Origin of the sequence: Paenibacillus alginolyticus DSM 5050 = NBRC 15375, from assembly GCF_000422905.1 — a bacterium.
Lineage (GTDB): Bacteria > Bacillota > Bacilli > Paenibacillales > NBRC-103111 > Paenibacillus_E > Paenibacillus_E alginolyticus.
In genome coordinates this window covers 1-21,311 of the sequence record NZ_AUGY01000117.1, presented here as the reverse complement: position 1 = coordinate 21,311, position 21,311 = coordinate 1, and the positions used below count along the sequence as shown (strand labels likewise).

General features: G+C 42.2%; 26 protein-coding genes and 1 pseudogene. 16 read left to right on the top strand and 11 right to left on the bottom strand.

What is annotated here, in order from left to right; genetic code table 11:
* The coding region (locus tag G519_RS0133350; protein ID WP_029198318.1) for a helix-turn-helix domain-containing protein at positions 1-247 on the bottom strand (247 nt) is incomplete at its 3' end.
* Positions 248-423: 176 nt separating this feature from the next.
* Between G519_RS0133350 and G519_RS0133345 the strand changes: the two genes are divergently transcribed.
* Together G519_RS0133345 and msrB are read left to right on the top strand one after the other, a co-directional pair.
* Positions 424-1,356 (top strand): manganese-dependent inorganic pyrophosphatase, encoded by a 933-nt coding sequence (locus G519_RS0133345; protein WP_029198317.1) that lies wholly within the window; start codon positions 424-426, stop codon positions 1,354-1,356.
* A 108-nt stretch (positions 1,357-1,464) separates the two neighbouring features.
* Positions 1,465-2,442: a peptide-methionine (R)-S-oxide reductase MsrB gene (msrB, locus tag G519_RS0133340; protein WP_029198316.1), complete on the top strand. Its 978-nt coding sequence runs from the start codon at positions 1,465-1,467 to the stop codon at positions 2,440-2,442.
* Between the two features lie 168 nt (positions 2,443-2,610).
* On the opposite strand, the gene G519_RS0133335 is transcribed toward msrB, so the two are convergent.
* Both G519_RS0133335 and G519_RS0133330 read right to left on the bottom strand, forming a co-directional pair.
* On the bottom strand, positions 2,611-2,859 hold the full coding sequence (locus G519_RS0133335; protein WP_244280306.1) for a hypothetical protein: 249 nt from the start codon (positions 2,857-2,859) through the stop codon (positions 2,611-2,613).
* Positions 2,860-2,908: 49 nt separating this feature from the next.
* A complete protein-coding gene (locus G519_RS0133330; RefSeq protein WP_029198314.1) occupies positions 2,909-3,799 on the bottom strand; it encodes a cation diffusion facilitator family transporter in 891 nt (296 codons plus the stop codon).
* A 236-nt stretch (positions 3,800-4,035) separates the two neighbouring features.
* On the opposite strand from G519_RS0133330, the gene G519_RS0133325 reads away from it, so the two are divergent.
* From G519_RS0133325 to G519_RS0133315, 3 genes are read left to right on the top strand one after another with little or no spacing between them, the layout of a single operon-like run.
* A complete protein-coding gene (locus G519_RS0133325; protein WP_029198313.1) occupies positions 4,036-4,674 on the top strand; it encodes a serine/threonine-protein kinase in 639 nt (212 codons plus the stop codon).
* A gap of 35 nt (positions 4,675-4,709) precedes the next feature.
* A complete protein-coding gene (locus G519_RS0133320; protein WP_029198312.1) occupies positions 4,710-4,982 on the top strand; it encodes an HPr family phosphocarrier protein in 273 nt (90 codons plus the stop codon).
* A gap of 43 nt (positions 4,983-5,025) precedes the next feature.
* Complete coding sequence (locus G519_RS0133315; RefSeq protein ID WP_029198311.1) at positions 5,026-6,060, top strand: Gfo/Idh/MocA family protein; 1,035 nt, start codon at positions 5,026-5,028, stop codon at positions 6,058-6,060.
* Positions 6,061-6,581: 521 nt separating this feature from the next.
* Here G519_RS0133315 and G519_RS0133310 read toward each other — a convergent pair.
* Both G519_RS0133310 and G519_RS0133305 read right to left on the bottom strand, forming a co-directional pair.
* The gene (locus G519_RS0133310; protein ID WP_029198310.1) at positions 6,582-7,478 is read right to left on the bottom strand and encodes a YitT family protein; all 897 of its coding nucleotides are present in this window, start codon (positions 7,476-7,478) and stop codon (positions 6,582-6,584) included.
* Complete coding sequence (locus tag G519_RS0133305) at positions 7,453-7,887, bottom strand: hypothetical protein (protein WP_029198309.1); 435 nt, start codon at positions 7,885-7,887, stop codon at positions 7,453-7,455. The genes G519_RS0133310 and G519_RS0133305 overlap by 26 nt, the downstream gene beginning before the upstream one ends.
* 246 nt (positions 7,888-8,133) lie before the next feature.
* Between G519_RS0133305 and G519_RS0133300 the strand changes: the two genes are divergently transcribed.
* The 6 genes from G519_RS0133300 to G519_RS0133275 all read left to right on the top strand — a co-directional run bounded on the left by G519_RS0133300 (position 8,134) and on the right by G519_RS0133275 (position 13,502).
* Positions 8,134-8,826 (top strand): class I SAM-dependent methyltransferase, encoded by a 693-nt coding sequence (locus G519_RS0133300; RefSeq protein ID WP_036634767.1) that lies wholly within the window; start codon positions 8,134-8,136, stop codon positions 8,824-8,826.
* A gap of 139 nt (positions 8,827-8,965) precedes the next feature.
* Positions 8,966-10,891 (top strand): DUF2334 domain-containing protein, encoded by a 1,926-nt coding sequence (locus G519_RS0133295; RefSeq protein ID WP_029198307.1) that lies wholly within the window; start codon positions 8,966-8,968, stop codon positions 10,889-10,891.
* Positions 10,892-11,004: 113 nt separating this feature from the next.
* The gene (locus G519_RS0133290) at positions 11,005-11,436 is read left to right on the top strand and encodes an NUDIX domain-containing protein (RefSeq protein WP_029198306.1); all 432 of its coding nucleotides are present in this window, start codon (positions 11,005-11,007) and stop codon (positions 11,434-11,436) included.
* 4 nt (positions 11,437-11,440) lie between these two features.
* Positions 11,441-11,968, top strand: a complete 528-nt coding sequence (locus G519_RS0133285) for a GNAT family N-acetyltransferase (RefSeq protein ID WP_036634766.1) — start codon at positions 11,441-11,443, stop codon at positions 11,966-11,968.
* A 130-nt stretch (positions 11,969-12,098) separates the two neighbouring features.
* Complete coding sequence (locus G519_RS48130; RefSeq protein ID WP_161632976.1) at positions 12,099-13,148, top strand: YheC/YheD family endospore coat-associated protein; 1,050 nt, start codon at positions 12,099-12,101, stop codon at positions 13,146-13,148.
* Positions 13,149-13,304: 156 nt separating this feature from the next.
* Entirely contained in the window at positions 13,305-13,502 is a 198-nt protein-coding gene (locus G519_RS0133275; RefSeq protein WP_029198304.1) for a hypothetical protein, read from the top strand.
* Between the two features lie 29 nt (positions 13,503-13,531).
* Here G519_RS0133275 and G519_RS0133270 read toward each other — a convergent pair whose 3' ends face one another.
* The gene (locus G519_RS0133270) at positions 13,532-14,200 is read right to left on the bottom strand and encodes a phosphatase PAP2 family protein (protein WP_029198303.1); all 669 of its coding nucleotides are present in this window, start codon (positions 14,198-14,200) and stop codon (positions 13,532-13,534) included.
* An 86-nt stretch (positions 14,201-14,286) separates the two neighbouring features.
* Positions 14,287-14,586 (bottom strand): hypothetical protein, encoded by a 300-nt coding sequence (locus tag G519_RS0133265; RefSeq protein WP_029198302.1) that lies wholly within the window; start codon positions 14,584-14,586, stop codon positions 14,287-14,289.
* A gap of 295 nt (positions 14,587-14,881) precedes the next feature.
* Here G519_RS0133265 and G519_RS0133260 point away from each other — a divergent pair, with 295 nt between their 5' ends.
* From G519_RS0133260 to G519_RS49470, 5 genes are all read left to right on the top strand, one after another.
* Entirely contained in the window at positions 14,882-15,190 is a 309-nt protein-coding gene (locus G519_RS0133260) for a hypothetical protein (protein WP_029198301.1), read from the top strand.
* Between the two features lie 15 nt (positions 15,191-15,205).
* Positions 15,206-15,685: a hypothetical protein gene (locus tag G519_RS0133255; RefSeq protein ID WP_029198300.1), complete on the top strand. Its 480-nt coding sequence runs from the start codon at positions 15,206-15,208 to the stop codon at positions 15,683-15,685.
* A gap of 96 nt (positions 15,686-15,781) precedes the next feature.
* Complete coding sequence (gene hisA / locus G519_RS0133250; RefSeq protein WP_029198299.1) at positions 15,782-16,543, top strand: phosphoribosylformimino-5-aminoimidazole carboxamide ribotide isomerase; 762 nt, start codon at positions 15,782-15,784, stop codon at positions 16,541-16,543.
* Between the two features lie 74 nt (positions 16,544-16,617).
* Positions 16,618-17,988, top strand: coding sequence for a PDZ domain-containing protein (locus G519_RS0133245; protein WP_029198298.1), 1,371 nt, complete (start codon positions 16,618-16,620; stop codon positions 17,986-17,988).
* 133 nt (positions 17,989-18,121) lie between these two features.
* A complete protein-coding gene (locus G519_RS49470; protein ID WP_082615121.1) occupies positions 18,122-18,280 on the top strand; it encodes an aspartyl-phosphate phosphatase Spo0E family protein in 159 nt (52 codons plus the stop codon).
* Here the strand turns inward: G519_RS49470 and G519_RS0133235 are convergent.
* The 4 genes and pseudogenes from G519_RS0133235 to G519_RS0133220 form a co-directional block, all read right to left on the bottom strand.
* Positions 18,277-19,164: an alpha/beta fold hydrolase gene (locus G519_RS0133235; protein ID WP_244280305.1), complete on the bottom strand. Its 888-nt coding sequence runs from the start codon at positions 19,162-19,164 to the stop codon at positions 18,277-18,279. The two genes, G519_RS49470 and G519_RS0133235, sit on opposite strands and share 4 nt — an antisense overlap.
* 94 nt (positions 19,165-19,258) lie before the next feature.
* Complete coding sequence (locus G519_RS45790; protein WP_051253917.1) at positions 19,259-19,954, bottom strand: hypothetical protein; 696 nt, start codon at positions 19,952-19,954, stop codon at positions 19,259-19,261.
* A gap of 166 nt (positions 19,955-20,120) precedes the next feature.
* Positions 20,121-20,783, bottom strand: a complete 663-nt coding sequence (locus G519_RS50750) for a hypothetical protein (protein WP_029198296.1) — start codon at positions 20,781-20,783, stop codon at positions 20,121-20,123.
* A 264-nt stretch (positions 20,784-21,047) separates the two neighbouring features.
* Positions 21,048-21,311 (bottom strand): annotated as a pseudogene (locus G519_RS0133220) (AAA family ATPase); the annotation flags it as partial.

The window sequence follows — 21,311 nt, the reverse complement described above, 5'->3', positions numbered from 1 at the left end:
CTCCAAGCAGCTTAATGGCTGTATCCATCTTGGTTTCCAACTCCTGAAGGCGTTTAGAATCTTCTATACGCTCACTCACAGAAGGAAGGGATTCCTCACCAAATCTTTCTTTGTAGAACTTAACCCAGTTCGTGATCGTGCTAGGAGACACTGAATATTTACGTGCAAGATAAGATAACTTCGTTCCACTAAGTGCCTCTTGAGCTACCTTGATTCGTTGCTCATCATATAGGATATTGCTTTTCATACGTCTCATTCCCCCTCACCAATATTGTACCTTATTGCATATTGATGACTCCAATCTAATTAGGGGGCTTCAGAGAAAGCTTTTGGTTTAGTAGTGGATTTACCCGGATTTTTTAGTATAATCGTAAATAGAGACGATAAGCTCTAACTACACTATTTCGGTTAAGGAGTCGTACAATGTCAAAAACACTAATTTTCGGACATAAAAATCCGGACACTGATTCAATCACATCAGCAATTGCTTATGCTGCACTGAAAACGAAATTAGGCCAAGAGGTTGAGGCTGTTCGTCTAGGCAGTGTGAATGGTGAAACTCAATATGCTTTGGATACTTTTAAAGTTGCAGCGCCTCGTCAAGTTGAGACTGTAGCGAATGAAGCAGCTAATGTCATCTTGGTTGACCATGTTGAGCGTCAACAAAGTGCTACAGACATCGATCAAGTACGTGTTGTGGAAGTCATTGACCACCATCGTATTGCTAACTTCGAGACTAGCCACCCGCTTTACTATCGCGCAGAGCCAGTTGGTTGCACAGCAACCATCCTAAATAAATTGTACAAAGAAAACGGAGTTTCTATCGACAAAGATATTGCAGGCTTGATGCTTTCAGCTATCATTTCGGATTCCTTGTTGTTCAAATCCCCGACTTGCACGGAGCAAGATGTTGCCGCTGCACGTGAACTCGCTGCAATTGCAGGCGTTGACGCTGAGACATATGGTCTGGAAATGTTGAAAGCCGGCGCAGATCTGAGCGACAAAACAGTTGCACAATTGATTTCTTTGGATGCTAAAGAATTTCAAATGGGCAGCTACAAAGCCGAAATCGCACAAGTAAATGCGGTTGATGTTAACGATGTTCTTTCCCAGCAAGCTGAGATTGAATCCGCGCTTAATGCCATTATCGCTGAGAAAAACCTGGACTTGTTCTTGTTTGTTGTGACAGACATTCTTAACAATGATTCCGTTGGACTTGCTCTTGGACGTAAAGCTGATGCGGTGGAGAAAGCTTACAACGTAACGCTCGTAGACAACAAAGCGCTGCTCAAAGGCGTAGTTTCACGCAAATCGCAAATCGTTCCTGTTCTTACGGATATCTTCAACAACCTGTAGGAATCAGCTTGATTACGAAGACACCGTTCTGGATGAACGGTGTCTTTTGGTTGTTTGCTCATTTTTTGGTATGATAGAAGGGATATGAAAGGAAGAGGTGAAGATGAGATGGTTGATAACGTACAGCAAGGCAATTATGAAAAGGCAACTTTCGCTGGTGGATGTTTCTGGTGCATGGTGACACCATTTGAGGAACTGCCAGGTATTATATCCGTTGTTTCAGGTTATATTGGCGGTCACACAAGCAATCCGACTTATAAAGAAGTGTGTTCGGAGACAACAGGTCATGCTGAAGCCGTTCAAATTACATTTGACCCTGAATTATATCCTTATGATAAATTACTTGATACATTTTGGCGTCAAATTGATCCTACCGATGCAGGAGGTCAGTTCCATGACCGCGGATCGTCTTATCGGACTGGAATTTTTGCGCATAGTGACGAGCAGAAAGAGAAGGCTGAAGCTTCCAAGCAAGCCCTCCAGGATAGCGGCCGATTCGATCGTCCTATCGTAACGGAAATCGTTCGGATTGATGCGGAAGCCTTTTACCCTGGGGAAGAATATCATCAGGATTATCATCACAAAAATCCGCAGCATTACAAGGCCTACCGCAAAGGTTCAGGACGTGATGCCTATATTGCAAAGCATTGGAATACTGCCAAGGATAAAGCGGAGCTTAAGCAAAAATTAACACCGATTCAATTTGAGGTAACGCAAAATAATGCGACGGAGCGTCCTTTTGAGAATGAGTTCTGGGACTCTCACGAGAAGGGTCTGTATGTGGACATCGTTTCGGGCGAGCCACTATTCAGCTCCTTTGACAAATTTGATTCTGGCTGCGGCTGGCCAAGTTTTACAAAACCGGTATTCGAAGGCAGTGTGAAAGAGAAATCAGATCATAGTCATTTCATGATACGTACAGAGGTGCGAAGCCATGAAGCGGATTCTCATCTAGGCCACGTGTTTAATGATGGTCCAGGGCCTAATGGTCTTAGATATTGCATTAATTCAGCCGCTCTCCGGTTTATTCCATTAGCCGATATGGAGAAGGAAGGGTACGGCGCTTATCTTCGTTTCTTTGAGTAGATAAGAAAGTATAAGTTTTATACTTTTGCTTCGCATCTACCTTGACAAACTCGCTCGTCCCTGAAGGACGACGGAGTCGTTTATCCTTGGGAGAAATAAGACTTTTCAGCTACAATTCACAAAAAAGACGCTAATCAGGAGGAAGATCCTGGCTAGCGTCTTTTTCATTTACATGGATGTGCGATTGACTACATAGATAATCAGTGCAAGCACTCCAAGAGCAATAGCAATCACATAGAAATACGTAAGACGTGACCAATTGCCTTTGGTTTTGTTGTCGTATTCGGGATTGCCTTCCTTATTTGTTCGTGAGTGACCAATCATCACTGTAAATAAGACTGCTGCTAGTAAGATGACAGTAAAGATTAAATAATAAGCATTGCTTGACATCACAGCACCGCTTTCTGTTAATTTCATGTTGTTTAGCTCATTATAACCTTTTTTTTACAAATTGAAAATTGGACCGTCATTCTTTGTACCAAGGGTTCAAATGGATAAGGACTTCATCTACATCACCGTGCTGTTCCATGATGGATTTCTTGATAGCTCGGGAGATATCATGACCTTGTTGGATCGTGAGTTCTCCTGGAATGGCAACTCGTGCATCTACTAGAATGTAATGACCATGCTCTCGTGCTCGTATACGGTCAATTCGTTTCACCTGTGGAACCGCTTGGATTAACAACGAATATTGATGCAACTTTTGTTGATCGACTGTTTTCTCCATCAGGACATCAAAGGCTTCCTTGCCCATTTCCACAGCTAATTTCAAAACCAATAAGGAAACGATAATTCCCGCTGCTGCATCCCCGTAAGATAACCATTGAATGTTATAAGTTTTACCAACAAAGGCCAATCCAATTCCAATAACTGCTGCCAAAGAAGCGTAGACATCGGCCAAGTGATCTTTGGCTGTTGCAATTAGCCCCTTACTGTTCGTTCTGCTGCCAATCCGAATTGTATATACATAGAGGACGTATTTCCAAACCATAGACATAGCTGCCGCAATAAAGGCAATTAAGCTAGGTGTTAGAGGCTCGTGGAAAAATGCAACTGTCGAATGATAGGCAATATAAATGGCAGCCAGCGCAAGGATAAAAGCTACAAATCCAGAACCTAACACCTCTGCTTTGCCATGGCCATAGGGATGGTCTTCATCGGCTGGAAGCTTGGAAATTTGCATGGCACTAAGTGCTGCGATCGTGGCGATAATATCACCTGCGTTATGAACCCCATCCGCTAATAAAACCTCACTATGAAACAGTAAGCCAATTACGATTTTCATGATGGTGAGAATGATGTTGCTGATTAGGGATAGCCATATCGCCCAAACAGATGATTTGTTGTCGTTGTTCATTAATGATGACCTCCTACAGAAGTGTTTCCCCAAGGAAAAAAAATCCCTTGACCAAGGGTCAAGGGATTAGCTTCATTTTTATATGGGAATCTAGCAAATTATAATAGGGCATGTTCAACACTTCACTTTACACAAATATCTTTGTATAATACCACACATAGCAACAATTAACAAATCATGATTCCGTCACTTTCACGAAGGTAAAAACAAGATGGAAGGGGAGCAGAAATAGTTCTATGTTAAAGCCTTGGCTGATTGAAATTGAACACCAATTGCTCCCTAATTTGGAGCTTTACAGTAAACAACCTTACGATCCAATTGTTGTACACTATATACCTAAGCCATGGAAGCTTGTTGGTTCTGGCAATTATGCAGCGGTACTTTCACATCCGGATTATTCTGAAGTTGTTGTTAAAGTATATGCGCCAGGCAGACCGGGAATTGGAGAGGAAAAGGAAGTATATAGACGTCTTGGGAAACATCCCGCATTTTCAGAATGCTTGCATGCAGGGGAAAATTTTTTGGTACTGCGCCGTTTGACTGGCGTTACTTTATACAAATGCTTACATCGAGGGATACCGATTCCACGACAAGTCATTACAGACATAGATGAAGCACTCGCTTATGCAGTTAGCAGGGGCCTAAATCCACATGACGTACATGGGAAAAATGTGATGATGAAAGATGGCAGAGGATTAGTAGTCGACGTGTCGGACTTTATGAAAAGCGAATATTGTCCCATGTGGGACGATCTCAAAAATGCCTATGATCGTTTCTATTATCCGTGGGTTCGTAAAATGCCCATCCCCGGCTTTGCATTGAATGTTGTTCGGAGAAGTTATCGCAAATGGAAGAAATATCGTAGAAAGAGCTAGTGAACCGAAATTTAATATAAAAGGGAGTTTTGTTTATGAGAGTACATGAATTTGAGATCCATTCAGATTTACAACGAGCCGACTTATCGGCCATCTCTGCAAAGTCTTCTCATTTTATTTCGGACATTACAATAGACTTTGAGCATGATCATAAGCACCATATTGTGGATGTGAAAAGTCTGCTGGGCATGCTACTAGTCCCGATCAAAGCTGGAACAACACTTCGTTTGCTTACAAAAGGCAAAGATGAGGAAGAGGCTATGCACTTTATGTTTGATTTGTTTGCGCCATACCGAAGGGAAGAATGACTGGGCACTATATTTTAGGGATGATAGGGGAGGAATGTGCGAGATGAGTAAGTATCACATCGTGGTTGTTGGTTGCGGCAGTATGGCGAATGTATGGGTTGAGTATATGTTAAAACGCGAGGATAGTGACATAGTCGCGCTTGTTGATATTAAAACGGAATTCGCACAAGCCATGGCTGAGCGCCATGGTCTTACTTGCGGCGTCTATACGAACCTGGAGCAAGCTATTCAGGAAAGCGGTGCGAATCTGGTGCTGGACATCACGATTCCGTCCAGCCATTTCCAGGTGTGCGGAACAGCACTCCAGCAGGGATGTGACGTCTTCGGTGAGAAGCCGATGGCAGCCACGATGGCGGAAGCGCGGGAGCTGGTGCAGCTGGCGGAGCGGACGGGAAGATCCTTTTCCGTCATGCAGAACCGTCGCTACGACGCGAACATCCGCGCATTGCGGGAGATCATTCACGCGGGCACGATTGGCCGCGTTGGTTATGTCGGCGCCGATTTCTTCTTGGGGCCGCATTTTGGCGGCTTTCGCGAAGCGATGGAAAGCCCGCTCATTCTTGACATGGCGATCCATACTTTCGATCAGGCTCGGTTTATTACTGGGGCAGACCCCGTTTCGGTGTACTGCCAGGAATTCAATCCTCCCGGTTCGTGGTACGCCGGGAATGCCTCTGCGATCTGCATCTATGAGCTGTCAGACGGCTCTGTGTTCTGTTACCGCGGCTCCTGGTGCGCGGAAGGGGCGCCGACCTCATGGGAGGCGGCTTGGCGTGTGACCGGCGAGCAGGGCACCGCACTGTGGGACGGAATCGGCGCTCCATACGCCGAGATCATCGCCGCCGGCGACCAAGCCGGCAAGTTCATCCGCGATTACGCGAGAGTGGAATCGGAGGTGAACTGGCCAGGCCGCAGCGGCCACGCCGGCTGTCTGGATGAGATGTTCGCGGCGCTGGAAGAAGGCCGCCTCGCGGAGACGGACTGCCGCGATAACATCAAGAGCATGGCGATGGTGCTTGGCGCCATCGACAGCGCGAAACTTGGCCAGAAGGTTGATCTGAGGAACTACTGGAACTAGGACGCTTACGTAACGTAGCCTTGTGATACCAGGGATACATGTTGAATTCTGGCTACGTCAGCAACTTTCTACCGCAGATGTTACTCCGGCACTTACAGTATATGCACCAATTCACTCAACGCTTGGGACAAAGATGTACAGAACTAGCTACTCCAATTAATTCATGCTGCATTTCGAGTTCATATTGGATTTGTAACAAAGCGGCGAGCGGATAACCAACAAGATGCAGAAAGTGCAGCAAATTTCAAATTATTTTATGTATGGATAAGTTTACATGTATTTGGTACATCAAATTTCCTCATATGAAGCCGGAATGGGCCAAATGCTTCGAATTAGCTGCACAATTTGCAGCATCTTACATGAAATCGCCGTTATTAACAAAATTAGCTGTACTTTTTGCATCAAACAAAGAACCAAGGTAACGGAACCGCTGTATTAGGCGAATTCCCTAACCCTATCATGCAAAATCAAAGAAGAGGTTAAACAGAACGTCCTGTTTAACCTCTTCTTGCTATTTCCCTTTAATGAATATCTTTCTTTTTAAATCGTCCGCCTTTTACATCATGGATATTGCCAATGGCGAGGAAAGCTTTAGGATCCAATTCGTCCAAGATGGACTTTAGCTTGGCTTCTTCTAATCGGGTGATGACGCTGAAGATCACTTTTTTGTCATCTCCTGTAAAGGCGCCTTCGCCTTTAAGGTAGGTAACGCCGCGGCCAAGCCGGGACGTTATGGTGTCCCCGATTTTGTCGGATTCATCGCTGATAATCCATACGGCTTTGGATTGATCGAGGCCTTCGATGGTGATATCAATCATTTTGAAGGCAATGTAATACGCAATGAGCGAGTACATTGCATGATCCCAGCCGAAGACAAAGCCTGCGCTGGCGAGAATGAAAAAGTTGAAAAACATTACGATTTCGCCAACGGAGAATGGTGACTTTTTGCTAAATACAATAGCTACAATTTCAGTTCCATCGAGCGAACCGCCTGAGCGAATGACTAATCCTACACCAATACCAAGTATAATTCCACCGAAAACTGCGGCTAGCAAAGGATCTATGGTAATCGCTTGTACAGGATGCAGCAGGGAGGTTCCAATGGACATAAGGACAACGGAAAATAAGGTAGAAATGGCAAATGTTTTGCCGATTTGTTTGTATCCTAAAAGTAAGAAAGGGAGATTCAAAATAACGAGAAATACGCCTAGCGGAATTTTCGTCAAATGAGAGACGATGATGGAAATCCCTACAACTCCGCCATCAATAATATTGTTGGGGACTAAGAAAATTTCCAAACCAACAGAAAATAAGGCTGATCCGACGATCATGAAAAAAATTCTGCGAATAAATTTGAGGCGGGTTAATTTTTGATGTTGGGAGCGTGCTTGTTCAGCTCCAGCCGATAGGTTTGACATGAAGGGTTCCTCTTTTCCACATTTCATTCAGTTGGGTTCTAGTGAATAATGAAGGAATGAGGCCCGTGTAACCCGAGATGAATTTGAGAAAAGCTAATAAGATACTCTTCAATCGCTCCCATATTTTGGATAGTATAAAAATAATAAAGACAACGAATACGGTCATCTCATATTGTTTGTCATAATCTTCGTGTCTCTGAATCATATCTTCCTGAGCTCGTATTGTTTCTTTGGATGGCGGATGATCTTGAACGGTTAAAGCAGGAGTCGTATTGGCTAGAACGATGATATCGGTATCGAAAGAATAGTGGTGTGAAATTGGCGGTGTCAAAGGAAATACGAACAACCCAAGAATGATCCAGACCAAAATCGTCCATTGCCATTTATGTTTAAAATGATGCAGGAACATTTCCTCCAATCCTAATTTGCAACCAAATTTGCTTGAATTGTAGCACTTCAGTCCCACTGAGTCAAACTTGAAAGCGGTATCATTTTATATTTTCAAATCATGAACAGCGTGATAAGATGAAGTGTAATTATGACAACAATATTGTAAGCGCACACATAATGGATCCCTTTTCAAAACTCCTTCTAACGCTTGACCTTGACCTAAGGTTAAGGTTTATTCTAAGAAAAACTTGAAGGAGGAATGAACATGTCTCGAGATCATAACATTTATCAAGACAACACAGAAACTTACGACTTACTCATTAGTAAGCAGCCAAATTTAGCAAAGGTGATTCATGAGATAAGACCTTATGCGCATTTGGATGTGGTAGACTTAGGGGCAGGAACTGGAAGACTTTCTATGTTTCTTGCCGTAGAAGCCAACTCACTTTGGTGTCTGGATAGCTCCAAGGCCATGCTGAATGTGTTAGAAAATAAGTTAACTACAACAACTTCTTATACGAACTGGCGAACGATTGTTTCCGACCATAGAGATCTGCCAATTGAGGATGCTAGCAAGGATCTTGTCGTAGCAGGGTGGAGCTTATGTTATCTAGCTAGCTCGAATAATGTGGATTGGGCGAATAATTTGAAACAGATGATGTCTGAAATTAGGCGCATTCTTAGACCAGGCGGAACAGTGATTATTCTAGAGACTTTGGGAACGGGTTTTGCGAAACCGATCAGGTATGATTATTTGGCACCCTATTATCAGTTGTTAGAAACTGAATATGGATTTGAACACACCTCGATAGCCACCGATTATATATTCAAAGATGTGAATGAAGCTGTACAATTAACCTCGTATTTCTTTGGAGAAGATTTCGGAAAGCAAGTAAGGGCAAATAATTGGCATGTGGTACCAGAATATGCAGGCATTTGGTATAAATATTTCAATTAATAGCACCAATTCATAGCACCAAAAATTATCGTAATAATTTATAATAGACAATTTTCCAAGGATATAGTCCAATTGACCTATAGTGTTTGTGAATCGCTTGGTAAACAGGAATGATCCAGCATCCTTGGGGGGAGTTTGCATGTTGAGGATCTTATTACAGAAAAACAATTGGATGCGGTATGTGATAGCAGGCTTTGTTACTTTAAGTCTATACATCGGATTAAATCACATCATCACCGTTGAAGGCGCCGACAATAATCCGCGATTCATGATGCTTCGGTTAGAGGACATTGGTCCTGGTGGCTATTATAGTACACCTGAAGGGCTCGGAAAGCTGAGAGCTGTCTTTGATTATTTGCATCAGCAGCATGTACACTACAGTATGGCGGTCATCCCGCGTTGGATTAATATAAGTCAAGACGGTAAACGATATGATCGCGCTATCGATCAATTGGATAATGACTATATTCAAGCATTTGATCGTGTGCTGCGCGAAGCTGTGGAGCATGGCGGATCAATTGGCATGCATGGTTATACCCACCAGGTAGGAGATGTTTATCGTGAGGATGGTCATCAAGCCTCGGGTATAGGCAACGAATTTAATGTCGTAGATAAGCCTGAAACTGCGACTACTGCTTTTGCGGAACAGCGTGTGCAAGAGGGTTATCGCCGGTTTCGCCTTGCTAATTTATCGCCCCATTTCTGGGAAGCGCCGCATTATCATACAACGCCGGATCAGGATAAGGTGTTTCGTTCTTATTTTGGACTTTTTTATCAACCAGATGTTACGATCGATTCCAACCCGCCTGCAGCTCAGTATAAAAATGTTCTTAATAAGGGATTTGGAAATACGTCGTTTGGCAATGTATTCGTACCGACAACACTTTCGTATATACCAAGTGGTAAAGATGAGAAGTTTATACTTAATCAAATGGGGAAAACAGAGCGAATTAACTCTTTTTTCTATCATCCTTTTTTGGAATTCAGCCATCTGGTACCAGTCGTGGATGAGATGGGTGAACAGCTACTTAAGGATGGTATACCGCAATTTCAATACGCCGGTGAAAATAAAAGTGTGTTACAAAGGCTGATCACACAGATTCATTTAAAGGGTTATCCGTTCTATTCCATACATGATTATGTGCCCTTTACTCCATCGTTAAGTTTGAAGGTTGGAAGCACGAAATCTACCCTCGTACAAATCGGTAACGTAACAGGCAGAAATCAAAATGACATTGTGACATGGGATAAGAAGACCTCCAACCTGTCGGTCATACAAGCTCAGTACACAGGTTTACGCAATGAAAACCAACCTGCACCGCTGGTTTGGGCGTCCTTGCATTATGAAGATGGCTCATCATTTACACTTAATGGTATGAATGACCGCCATAAAAAAGGTCTTTGGGTCGTTCGACCTTCCGGCAAGCTAGAGAGCTACGCATCCAATGGGATTTCGTTCGAGCGACAACAAATTTGGACGATTCCGGCTAAACGCTGGTATGATTTGTATGAATTGCATCAGTCCAATGGGGATTGTATCCTTGCCGGTCAATCGCAAGATCGAAGTCAACTTCTGGGTTTATACTTGCATGGAGGGAAAGTTAAAGAAATTAAGCCCTACACGTTCAGGTCCAATTCTTCAAGAGATTTACTTGTGAGAAATTTACGAAATGAGGACAGCCAACGCTTGTTTTTGTTTAAAGAGAATACCTCCCAAGGCGTGGAATTTGAATTGGATACAGCGAACATGCAATGGAAGCTGAATAAAGTTAATCTGAACATTCCTGATGAGCTTGGCGGCGTCCGGTTCGGTGATTTTAACGGGGATGGCAAGGAAGATATTTTACGCTCTGACACCAACAATTTAACGAACCGTGTGTATCTACAAACATCGGAGGGTGAATACAAATTGCTCTCGGTATTTGGTCCTTGGGGCCGAACGAATGGGCGTTTAACCGTTGCTGATTTCGATGGAAACGGTAAAACGGATATTGCGATGTTACCAAACGATGATGGTCTATTAGACGTTGCTTTGTCTTATCAGAGTCTGAATGTTAATGAATAAAAAGCAAATAAGGGGCCATGTGGCTCCTTTTTTTGCAATTTGATAATATAAGTAATATATCAGTGAGATTTGAAGGAAATAGAATAAGGCTATGCGAATCAAGGAGGATCATTTTGAGAACACCAATTTTATATGGCTCTGTGCATGTGTTGTTTTATCGAAACGAAGAGGTTTTATTATTGAAGAGACAAAATACAGGGTTTCAAGACGGCAATTGGAGCGTTGTTGCAGGCAGAATGGATGGCGATGAAGAGGTGATCGCAGCTGCAATAAGAGAAGCGGAAGAAGAAGCAGGAGTTGTCATCAAACCTACAGATATTGAAGTTATCGGTGTCATGCATCGCAAAAATACGACGTCCGAATGGGTAGATTTCTTTCTGAACGTACATAGCTGGCAGGGTGAGATCATGAATAAGGAGCCAGAGAAGTGCGAGGAATTGAAATGGTTTCATTTGAAAGAGCTGCCTGATAATATGGTTAGTTATATTCGGTATGCCTTAGAGAAGAAACAACAGGGACTCTGGTTTGAAAGTATAGGATGGTGAGCATATGCGTAATGCCAAGATAGATATCAGAAGTATTCGAGTAGAAGAAGCTAAGGATTATTGGGCGCTGCGGCTTGAGGCACTGCAAAGAAATCCGGTCGCATTTGGCGCTGCCTATGAGGAATCTGTTTTGCTGCCTATAGAAGAAGTGGAGAAACGAATTGGTCAAGGTAGCAGCAATTATATTTTGGGTGCTTTTACAACAGAAGGTCAGCTTATCGGAACCGTAGGTTTTAAGCGAGAGCAAAGTCTAAAGCTGAAGCATAAAGCCTTCATTTGGGGCGTGTATGTATCAGAGAAATTCCGCGGGCAAGGGATTGCCAAGCAATTAATGGCCGAAGTGATTCGTAGAGGGAAACAATTAGAAGGTTTGAAGCAAGTCACCCTTAGCGTGGTAACTACGAACAAAGCAGCTGTTGAGCTTTATCGCAAATTAGGTTATGAGACTTATGGCGTGGAACAAAATGCGTTGGAATATGAGGGACAGGGCTATGATGAGGAAATGATGGTTTACATGTATAAGGAGCAATAGTTTATAAACGAAAATCACTCATACAACTAAGAGAGCTGCCAATGTGCGGCTCTTTTTGCAGTGATCTGGGTCAGGTAGACTCTGACTGCATACAGTGTTAAAGATGATCCTATTTGACGAAGGTGATGACGTGCGCATTGTGGTTGGAATTCTTCTGGATCGAAAAACGTATTTAGGCATTCTTAGGCAGAAGACCGGATACGAGCGAATCGATCTATACAATAAAGCCGCTGAAAATCTTGGAATAACGCCTTTCTACATGTGTCTACAGCATATTAGTGAGAAATCTGTTCTAGGATTATGCTATGAAAATAAAAAGTATCGGCTGATTAGATTGCCTATCCCTAAAGTCACTCATAATCGTGCGATGACGCTTACGTCTTATTTACAGAAGCAATTAGGGGTTCTTTCCAATTCAAGTATTGTATTCAATGGACAAAATCGCCATGATAAACTTCGTATTCACAAGTTATTATCGACAAACAAATCGGTTCGAGATTATCTACCTGAATCTATGGCTTACTCTTCAGAACAACTAATAGATGCTATGGAAAGATTATCATCTCTTTACATTAAACCTACGAATAGCAGCATAGGTAAGGGGGTGATTAAAGTCACTAAGAAAGAAAACGAGGAATGGCAGCTTTGCTGGAGTAATATCGAACCGAAAATGCTTAGTGATAAGAAAGCCCAAGCGTATATCCATGAAAAAGTAGGAACACAAAGCTATCTTATCCAACAAGCGATTTCTTTGGCAACGTATCAAGGTCGCCCGTATGATCTAAGGGTTTCTGCCCAGCGCGGGGATAAAGGGAAGTGGCAGATTACGGGCATTGCAGGTAAAGTTGCTGCATCCGGTAGACATGTCACGAATCTGGCAAAAGGCGGAGAAGCTAGGCGATGTGAAGAATTGTTTCGGGCTAGCGGCTTTGATCCTTACCGAATGAAAGCGGATGTTGAGCAGGCATCATTGATTATAGCTGAAAGCCTAAGTGAGCGCATCCCGGCTATGGCAGATGTCGGATTGGATGTTGGCGTAGACCAATTTGGTAGAATTAAGCTTATCGAAGTAAATGGGAGAGATCAAAGGTATGAATTTAAGCAATTAAAAATGGTTCAGACTTTTAATAATACCTATGAAACACCGTTACGATATGCTAAGTTTCTATTAAACCGATGAAGTTTCAAAGAATCCAGCCCTATCTTTTGTGGGGCTATTACATAGGAAATAGAAGAAATGGGGATTAACACTACTATAATTGGCTTATTTAACTAGGACACAAACAGCGTTATACGAATAAACTTTAGTATGGCGTTGTAAAGGTGGAATTCGAAGGTGAAAAATCGTGTGTTAATTATCAAAATGAATTTATTGCCCTGGTATAATGAACTTGATGATTTTCTAGAAATCCATCATTCAGACTTTCCAGGGCTTGTCCGAGATCAAATAGCAGCAATTGGCGAGTATTCGATTGACTTCATTAGTCGATTTGAAACAAGATTGAGGCAAATTAATCAAATTACTTCTAAGTAATATTTACTTCTGCAGCTGATCATGTACAGTTAGGAGGCTTTTTGCTTTACTTTCTTATTGTAGGCTCGATACTCTTTGTACCATTGAAATAGCCACACTCCTAAGGTGAAATAGACCCCGCTTGCCAAATATCCGCCAATGACATCACTAGGGTAATGAACCCCTAGATATATCCGACTTATCCCAATAAGTCCAATCATAACGATACAGATTAGGATAGTGATCGTTCTTCCGATTCTCGTAGAAATATGCCGCCAGAGAAGAAAAGCTAGAGACGCGTAAAGCGCGAAGGCTTCCATGGAATGTCCACTAGGAAAGCTGTAGCCAGTTTCTTGGATAAGTCTATGCAGGTCGGGCCTTTGGCGAGCAAAATACAATTTGAGCAGAAGATTAATGATGCCTGTACCTGCAACTATGGAGACAAAGAAAACGAGCTCAAAGCGATGTTGTAAAACAAAATAAAGAAAAAGTATGGCAGAGAGGGCAATTACGATTACAATAGGAGTTGAACCAATGAAAGTGAATACTTTCATGAGTAGAGTGAGTCCAGGCGATTCCATTCCTTGAATGAAGGTAATTACATTATGATCGAATTGCGCGATCTGCTGGCCTTGAATGTGGGAAGCAATAAGGGAAAAGCATAGAAGTGATAAGATGCAAAGAATAAAGACAAAAGTAATCTTAAGTTTTGGGATCATGGTAGGTTCTCCAAATTCACAATTTAGTATTTACAAATATTTAGTATATCATAAGGTTTATTTATGTATACAAGCCTGCTTTGCTTTTAGAGTTTGAATCTCTCGATCTGATCCCATTTATTCTCGAGCTCTAATATTCGCTTCTGCATGGAGCCAAAGAGGTCAAAGTGGGGATAAGATGGGCTATGGTGAATATATTGCGGGTTGAGTCCATGTGATACGCACCATTTGGATAGCCGATCCAAATCAGAACAGCCCACTTTCGTAACAGTTCGAATGCCAACAAAGCGTTTATCCAGCCAGTAGTGAGTCAAAAAGGCAATCTCGCCGCGGCTTACGGCAGCCTTCCATTGTTGAAGTTCTTCTCTTTTAATGCCAAAGGCCATTGGGATTCCATCCTTTTTGCTTAGAATTCGTAAAAGTGTGTTATAATTATACAATATAAGACAAGATGAGGCAGGGAATGACCTGCTTCTTTTTATTTTTAAAAATGAATTTGGCTTTTGTATTGCTTCATACCCATAAAAACAAGTAAAATAGAAGAGAAGCATTATTTGATCGATGTAAAGCCAACGATGCCAACAAGGGATTGGATCCTTTTCAATGAGGAAGAACCAGACGGTCAGCATGTTTTTACCCACAAGAAAATAAACGGTTTAAAGGAAAAGGGGACATTTAAAAGTGAACGTTCATTTAAATTTTACGAACAAGGGAAAACTGGTTATTGAAAATTTTAACAATGAGGAATTAATTGAAATTTTCAGCCGATACATCAACACGTTAACGAAGAAATATGCGGTAGATGTTAAGGTCCTTGCAGAAGCTAATCAGAACATTGTTGAAGACGGTTCATTTAAAGTTATCCTTTCCAATGTACAGTGTGATGTTGAAACTTTTTTCAAAGAACTCGGAAGAGACATTAAAGTGCCTTTGAAGAAAAGATCTGATGGAAAATTGGAGAACGTGTTTAAAATCCAGGTTATTGAGTAAATTACGGAGGCAAGTATGCTTAGTTTAGAAGAAAAATTAGCTATCGTGGAATCTTTTCCCGAGTTAGAACGGAAAAATGTATCACTAGGCAGAATCAATTTTCATTACGAAGATAGTGCATATGATAAGAAGGCGGTTGTTTATCACCTGCACCCAAACGGTAATGGTTTTGTATACGCGGAATATATCAAAGGATATGCTACGGACAGCAAAGGGTTAATCAATATCCGTGATTTCAGCGCGGATGAGCTGCGAGACATTATCGAGAAGTCGATTCAATCTTTAACGGGTAAGACATCCAAGAAGCTTCCGAAGAATGATACCAAACAACAAGAACAAGAAGAGCATTGGATCGATGAAGACGGCCATCTCTTGGTCGTTACCTTCGTTGAAGATTTATGGTATATCTATGCTGGAAGCAATCTAGACTGCGCCTTTGAAACCTATGAAGAGGTTCAGGAGTATCTAGCAGAAGAAGGATTCATTAAAAAGTAGGATGTTTATTGTACGTAGCCCTTATTAGAGGGCTATTTGTGCTATAATTGATGGAAAATTGATCTAGCAGCAATTGATTCTAGTGGGGGTATTTTCGTGAAATTTAGACCTTGTATCGATTTACACAACGGTAAAGTTAAACAAATCGTAGGTGAGACATTAAGTACGGAGGGGAAGGAAATCATTGAAAATTTTGTTTCCTCTTATGACTCAACCTATTATGCCGCGATGTTCAAAAGGGATCATCTACTTGGCGGACATGTCATCATGCTCGGTGACGGGAATAAGGATGAAGCCGTGAGCGCGCTGCGCGAATATCCTGGCGGTTTGCAAATCGGCGGTGGTATTCATGCGGAGAATGCCAGCTACTATCTTGAGCAAGGTGCTTCGCACGTCGTTGTAACGTCTTATATTTTCCGCGACGGGCAACTGAACATGGACAATCTGAAACGAATCGTAGCTGAGGTAGGAAAAAATAATTTGGTCATAGATCTCAGCTGTAAGGAGAAAGATGGCAAATGGTTCGTCGCCACTAACCAATGGAAGCAAATAAGTGACTTTGAATTGAATCATGAAAACATTCGGTTTTTGGAACAATATTGTGATGAGTTTCTAATTCATGCTGTTGATGTTGAGGGCAAACAAAGCGGGATTCAGCAAAGCTTGGTCAGTACGTTGGCAGATTGGGTTATAATTCCGACTACCTACGCAGGAGGGGCAAGATCATTCGCGGATCTTGAGCTATTCAAAGAGTTGTCCCGAGGAAAGCTCGATATCACCATTGGGAGTGCCTTAGATATTTTCGGTGGCAAGCTCTTCTATGATGAAGTCGTGAAATATATGAACGAGTTAACTTAGTTAAAAGAAGCAGATACCTTATGATGAAGGTGTCTGCTCTTTTAAGATTCGGTGAAACAGGAGATGTTTGATGGATGGCGCGCTGGCAAAGACTTTACTACTTGGGTATGGTTTTAGTCCTGATATTAGCTGTAACAGGGGAATTGATATGGCTGCCAGATCCCCTGCGGTTGGGTACAAGGATTTATTGGATAGATGCGATTGATCTACTGATCTATGTTCTTGCTTTGATTCCTATCATTTGGGTGGTTGGCGCACTTAGGCATATGTTATCGCAGGGAAATATCTGGGGTCGCGTTCGAAGTATCGCGGTAATCGCAGCTTCCTTGGCGAGTGCAATAATCTTGTTAACGATTCCGAAAAAGATTGAAATTTCGGTGAGTATTTTTCTTATAACATGGTTACTAGTATTTATAGATTTATTTTTCCATGAACGAAAACGTCGCAAAATGCCTGTTCAGAGTGTAACTGTGCTTGTTTCCACTTTGTGTTTATTGCTTGTGATGTTCTGGCCGACGAATGTCTTGGTTACTTACCCAGGTTTGACCTTAAATATGAATCGTTACGCTCAGGCAAATGGGGGAAGTGCTCATGGAGAAATTTCGGGTGTGCTCGTCTTTGAGCGGCCAGCCTTCCCGATCGATTGGCTATATGCGAAGCTTTTTGCTAAGTATACGTTTGAACCCAATAATCTCGGTATGTCTCTAGGGGAGTACAACCAAGAAGTTCGTACGATGAAGGAGGATGCGAACGCCGCGGGAAGTGCGATTGCTTATCAGAAAGTAGGCAAGGGCAAGGGAATCACCTCGCATGGGGTTCGCATTACGGCGATTCTAAAAGATAGCCCCGGCGCTGGTGTCTTGCAGCTAAGTGATGTGATCGAGAAAGTAAATGATGATAGTGTTTCTACGGTACAAGAGCTGACAGCCCGCATGAAAATGACAAAGCCCGGAGATCAAGTGAAGGTGTTGGTGCTGCGCGGCGGACAGCAAGTTAGTCTCTCGGTTAAGACACGGGCAAATCCGGATGATCCGAGCCGTGCTGCCTTCGGCATTCAAGTTGCGAATGAGGTGCAATATGATATTCCAGAGCCGGTGAGATATCATAACTATTTATTGCATGAGGGAGGACCCTCGCACGGTGCAGTGCTTGCTCTAACATTGATTGATCAGCTTACACCTTGCGGAGTTACGTATGGCAACCGTGTTGCAGGCACGGGAACCATGGAGCCCGATGGCTCGATCGGTCCTGTTGGAGGCTTAGAGCAGAAAGCCTATAGCGTCAGCAGAACGGATGCCGATGTATTTTTTGTTCCATCCCAAAATGAATCGGAAGCAAGACGAGGAGCACCTGGGCTGCTTATTGTACCTGTGAATACGATTGATGATATGTTAAATTGGTTGCGCAATAATCCTAAGCAAAAAAGTCAGTCAACATGCTCGTAGTCAAAAAAAGCGCATGTTGTCGCATCGACAGCGGCGCTTTTTTCATAATCTACTATTCACAAAACTTATATTTTCTTAACAATATTTGTATAAAATATATAATTAATAGACTACTCATGGGAGGTCATGCATAATGGACTCGTTATTTGAACTAGAGAAGAAAATAGAAGCTAAAAGAGATGAGCTTAACCATGCGGGAAACATGTACGAGCTGCGCTCCGAGTTCATATTGCGATTATCTGGTGAGTTGGATGAATTATTAAATACTTATCAAATATTGATAGCTTGTTAGTCTCTAGACGCTTCATAAATCTTTCGTGCGATAAGTTTAAGCTCGAATTGCGCTGTTGACATATGATCGCCGTGTGCTTGAATAAATCGATATAAACCCAGTCGGCTTGACATATGCGGATGCCAGCCATAATTTGGATTTCCAAGTGTTATGGCAGAGTCTTCCATCAGATGAACATAGCTTTTGGGTACTTGCAGGCTGTAAAATTTCTTCAAATCAAGCTTTTCAAATAAGGGCCCGGCAGGTTCAGGTGTGACTTTTTTATAGAGCTGTTGAGCTTGCGCATAACTTGCTAGATTTGCAAAGGATTCTCTGAAAAGAGGAAACGGAAGCAATACTGTATTGTCCTTTGAGCTTTCTATGAGCTGCTTAAACATGGCTAGCATAGAGGGTGGAAACTCGTCGGCCAGCGATCCACCATCTTTAATTACAAATGCGTTCATGAATACGAGTCTTTTCAAACGATCGGGGATAAGCTCTGCTACTTTTTGGACTAAACTGCCACCGAAGCTATGGCCAACCAATATAATGTTTTTTAAATTGCGAGATGTTACGTAATCAGTGATGGATTTGGTCATCATTGCATGTGTAACATTCTTGTTAGGGTCAGCGCCATGTCTTGGGTACTCAGGAACATAGACGGTATGGCCTTTTTTACGTAATTCAGAAGCAACCCCAGACCAAAAGCTTGTATCTGCCCAGAAGCCGTGAATCAGTACAAAAGTGAGAGGCTGATCTCTTTCACGGTACTCATGTTCAAAATCCTGAGCCCAAGGAGCCTGAGTCATGTAAGGCCATGCGGGATGCGGAACCGGGGGGTGGTTCGGATGCTGGAACGGCCAGGCTTGAAGTGGTTGCGGCAGGTTTTCATACGTATAAGTCATAATGGTCTTCCTCTCAAAGTTTATGCATTACTGTATGCCCAGAAAGCCCATTTGCTACAATAAAGCAAAATGACGTCCGTTCTGGACGTCAATCTTAGAAAGTTCGGCTTCCATAGCTGTCCCCTCTGCGTGCAGAAGGTAAATGAATCGTTTTCACATGCTCACTATGCAGTATCGATTTCCCGGTAGCTGTATGAAGCTCGAGAAAAGGGTGGTCCGCTGAATGAAGGACGCCGATTTTGCTCGGATTTTCTCCAAGATCCAGGACAACAAACTGGCTTTCCAGCTTTTTTAACTGTTGATCAAACGTACGGGAAAACGTAACTTGAGAAGGTTGGACGAGAAAATTCTCCATTTGCATCGAGTAAGGTGTCGTATTCGGATGGTAAGGGATCACATATTTGACGTGCTTCATCGAAATGAAAATCGTATGAAACACAGGGGAATGAAAAGCAAAATAATCATTCATGATGTGAGTTAAGTAGCCATGTATACTTTGATTGCCAGTGATATAGATTTCAACGAACATCCCTTTAGCGCTCATTAACATCTTTCGATAAGAGATAGACGGAGATTGAAGATCAAACGGATATTCCGTAGGCGGATCTATGGTAGAGCTGGCATAGGTATCTAGTTTTAGATATTGTAAATGAATGATTGGAATATAGTAAAAATGAAATTCATTGTAAATCACGATAAGATCACTGCCTACCTCAAGCAGCACTCCTTTTAAGGGTTGTTGGATCCCCGAAAATGATAGCTCCACTTGTTTATCAATTAGCATAATCATAGTTTCCACAGTTTGCACCTCCTTTCAATCTAGTAGAAATGCTTTATCCTCGTTGAATTAGTGCATAAATAACCCCAAATGGCGCGCTGAGTGCCGTAGCAATCAGCGCGCCTGCGACGAGATTGGGGGTATGGAATATGGGTATCATTTAGCAGCTCTACTAAATTTAACGAGAGTGGTATTTTTTTAACATAAGTTTAATCGCAACGATTTGTGATGCAGTTGCTTTACTGTTTTTGTTATTGTTGCCTTTGTTTTCTTTGTTGTCTTTGTTGTTACTGTTGCTTTTGTTGTTATTGTTTTTATTGGAAGAGCTGTTCGAATTATTGCCATTGCTTTTATTTTTGTTAGCAACAGTAATACTTTTGATATGGAAGATTGGAATACGGATGATTTCATTTTTTACAACAAGCAGCAAGAAGCCATCCAAGGTTTGTACAAGAATACCTTCAATTTTCTCAGGGCCACCGCGGTTGATTTGAACATTTGAGAATCTCAATTGATTCAAAAGTCCTTCAAAGGTATGCGCAGTTTGAAAACGTTGAAAAGTTCTGCTTCTGCTGCTTCTGTTACTTCTATTGCTTCTGTTGCTTCTGTTGTTACTGTCACTCTTGTTACTGTTACTTTTGTTACCTCTGCTAGCATTGCTGTTCGCACCACTAATGCTTTTGATATGCTGTAATTGAATGAACACAATTGTTCTATCAATCAAACGGACTGATAAGAAATCATGATGGACGGAAAGTAATCTACCAACGATAGAGTCAGGACCTCCGCGATTGATTTTGACCTCAGTGCCAATTAATGAACCTAAAAAGTTTAAACTCATTTTGTCATTTCCCCTCTCAGGAATGTGGTTTAGTATGAATATAAGCAGCGGTTACTAGTTTGTGTGTTCACCTCCTGTACCAATATCATTGCTGCTCATTTGTAATATAAGTATATGTATCCGTTATAGAGGAGGTACTAGATTACAATCTATTTTTGACATAATTCTGTTACTGCTAAACCATACTGTCCGCCAATTGACGGCGTATGCTGTCCTAAACCTGACGGACAAGCTGTCCAGTCGATGGTTTAAAAAAAGGGAGAATCAAGAACATTCTCCCTGGATGACGCGTTTGACCATATGATCGTCGATGATGCGATGCCCATTCTGGGCGCCGTAGATTAAACTGTGTGTACAAACTTTATTGACGAGTCTAGCTGAGCCGCTAGAAAACCGATAAATATCCTCAATCGCTCCATCCGAGAAGATCTCATTCTCAGCCCCAGCATACGTCAAATGACGCTTTATATAATCCCCAACCTGTGCCCGATCATAATGCGGAAGCTTGCATTGCAAGTCAATTCGTTG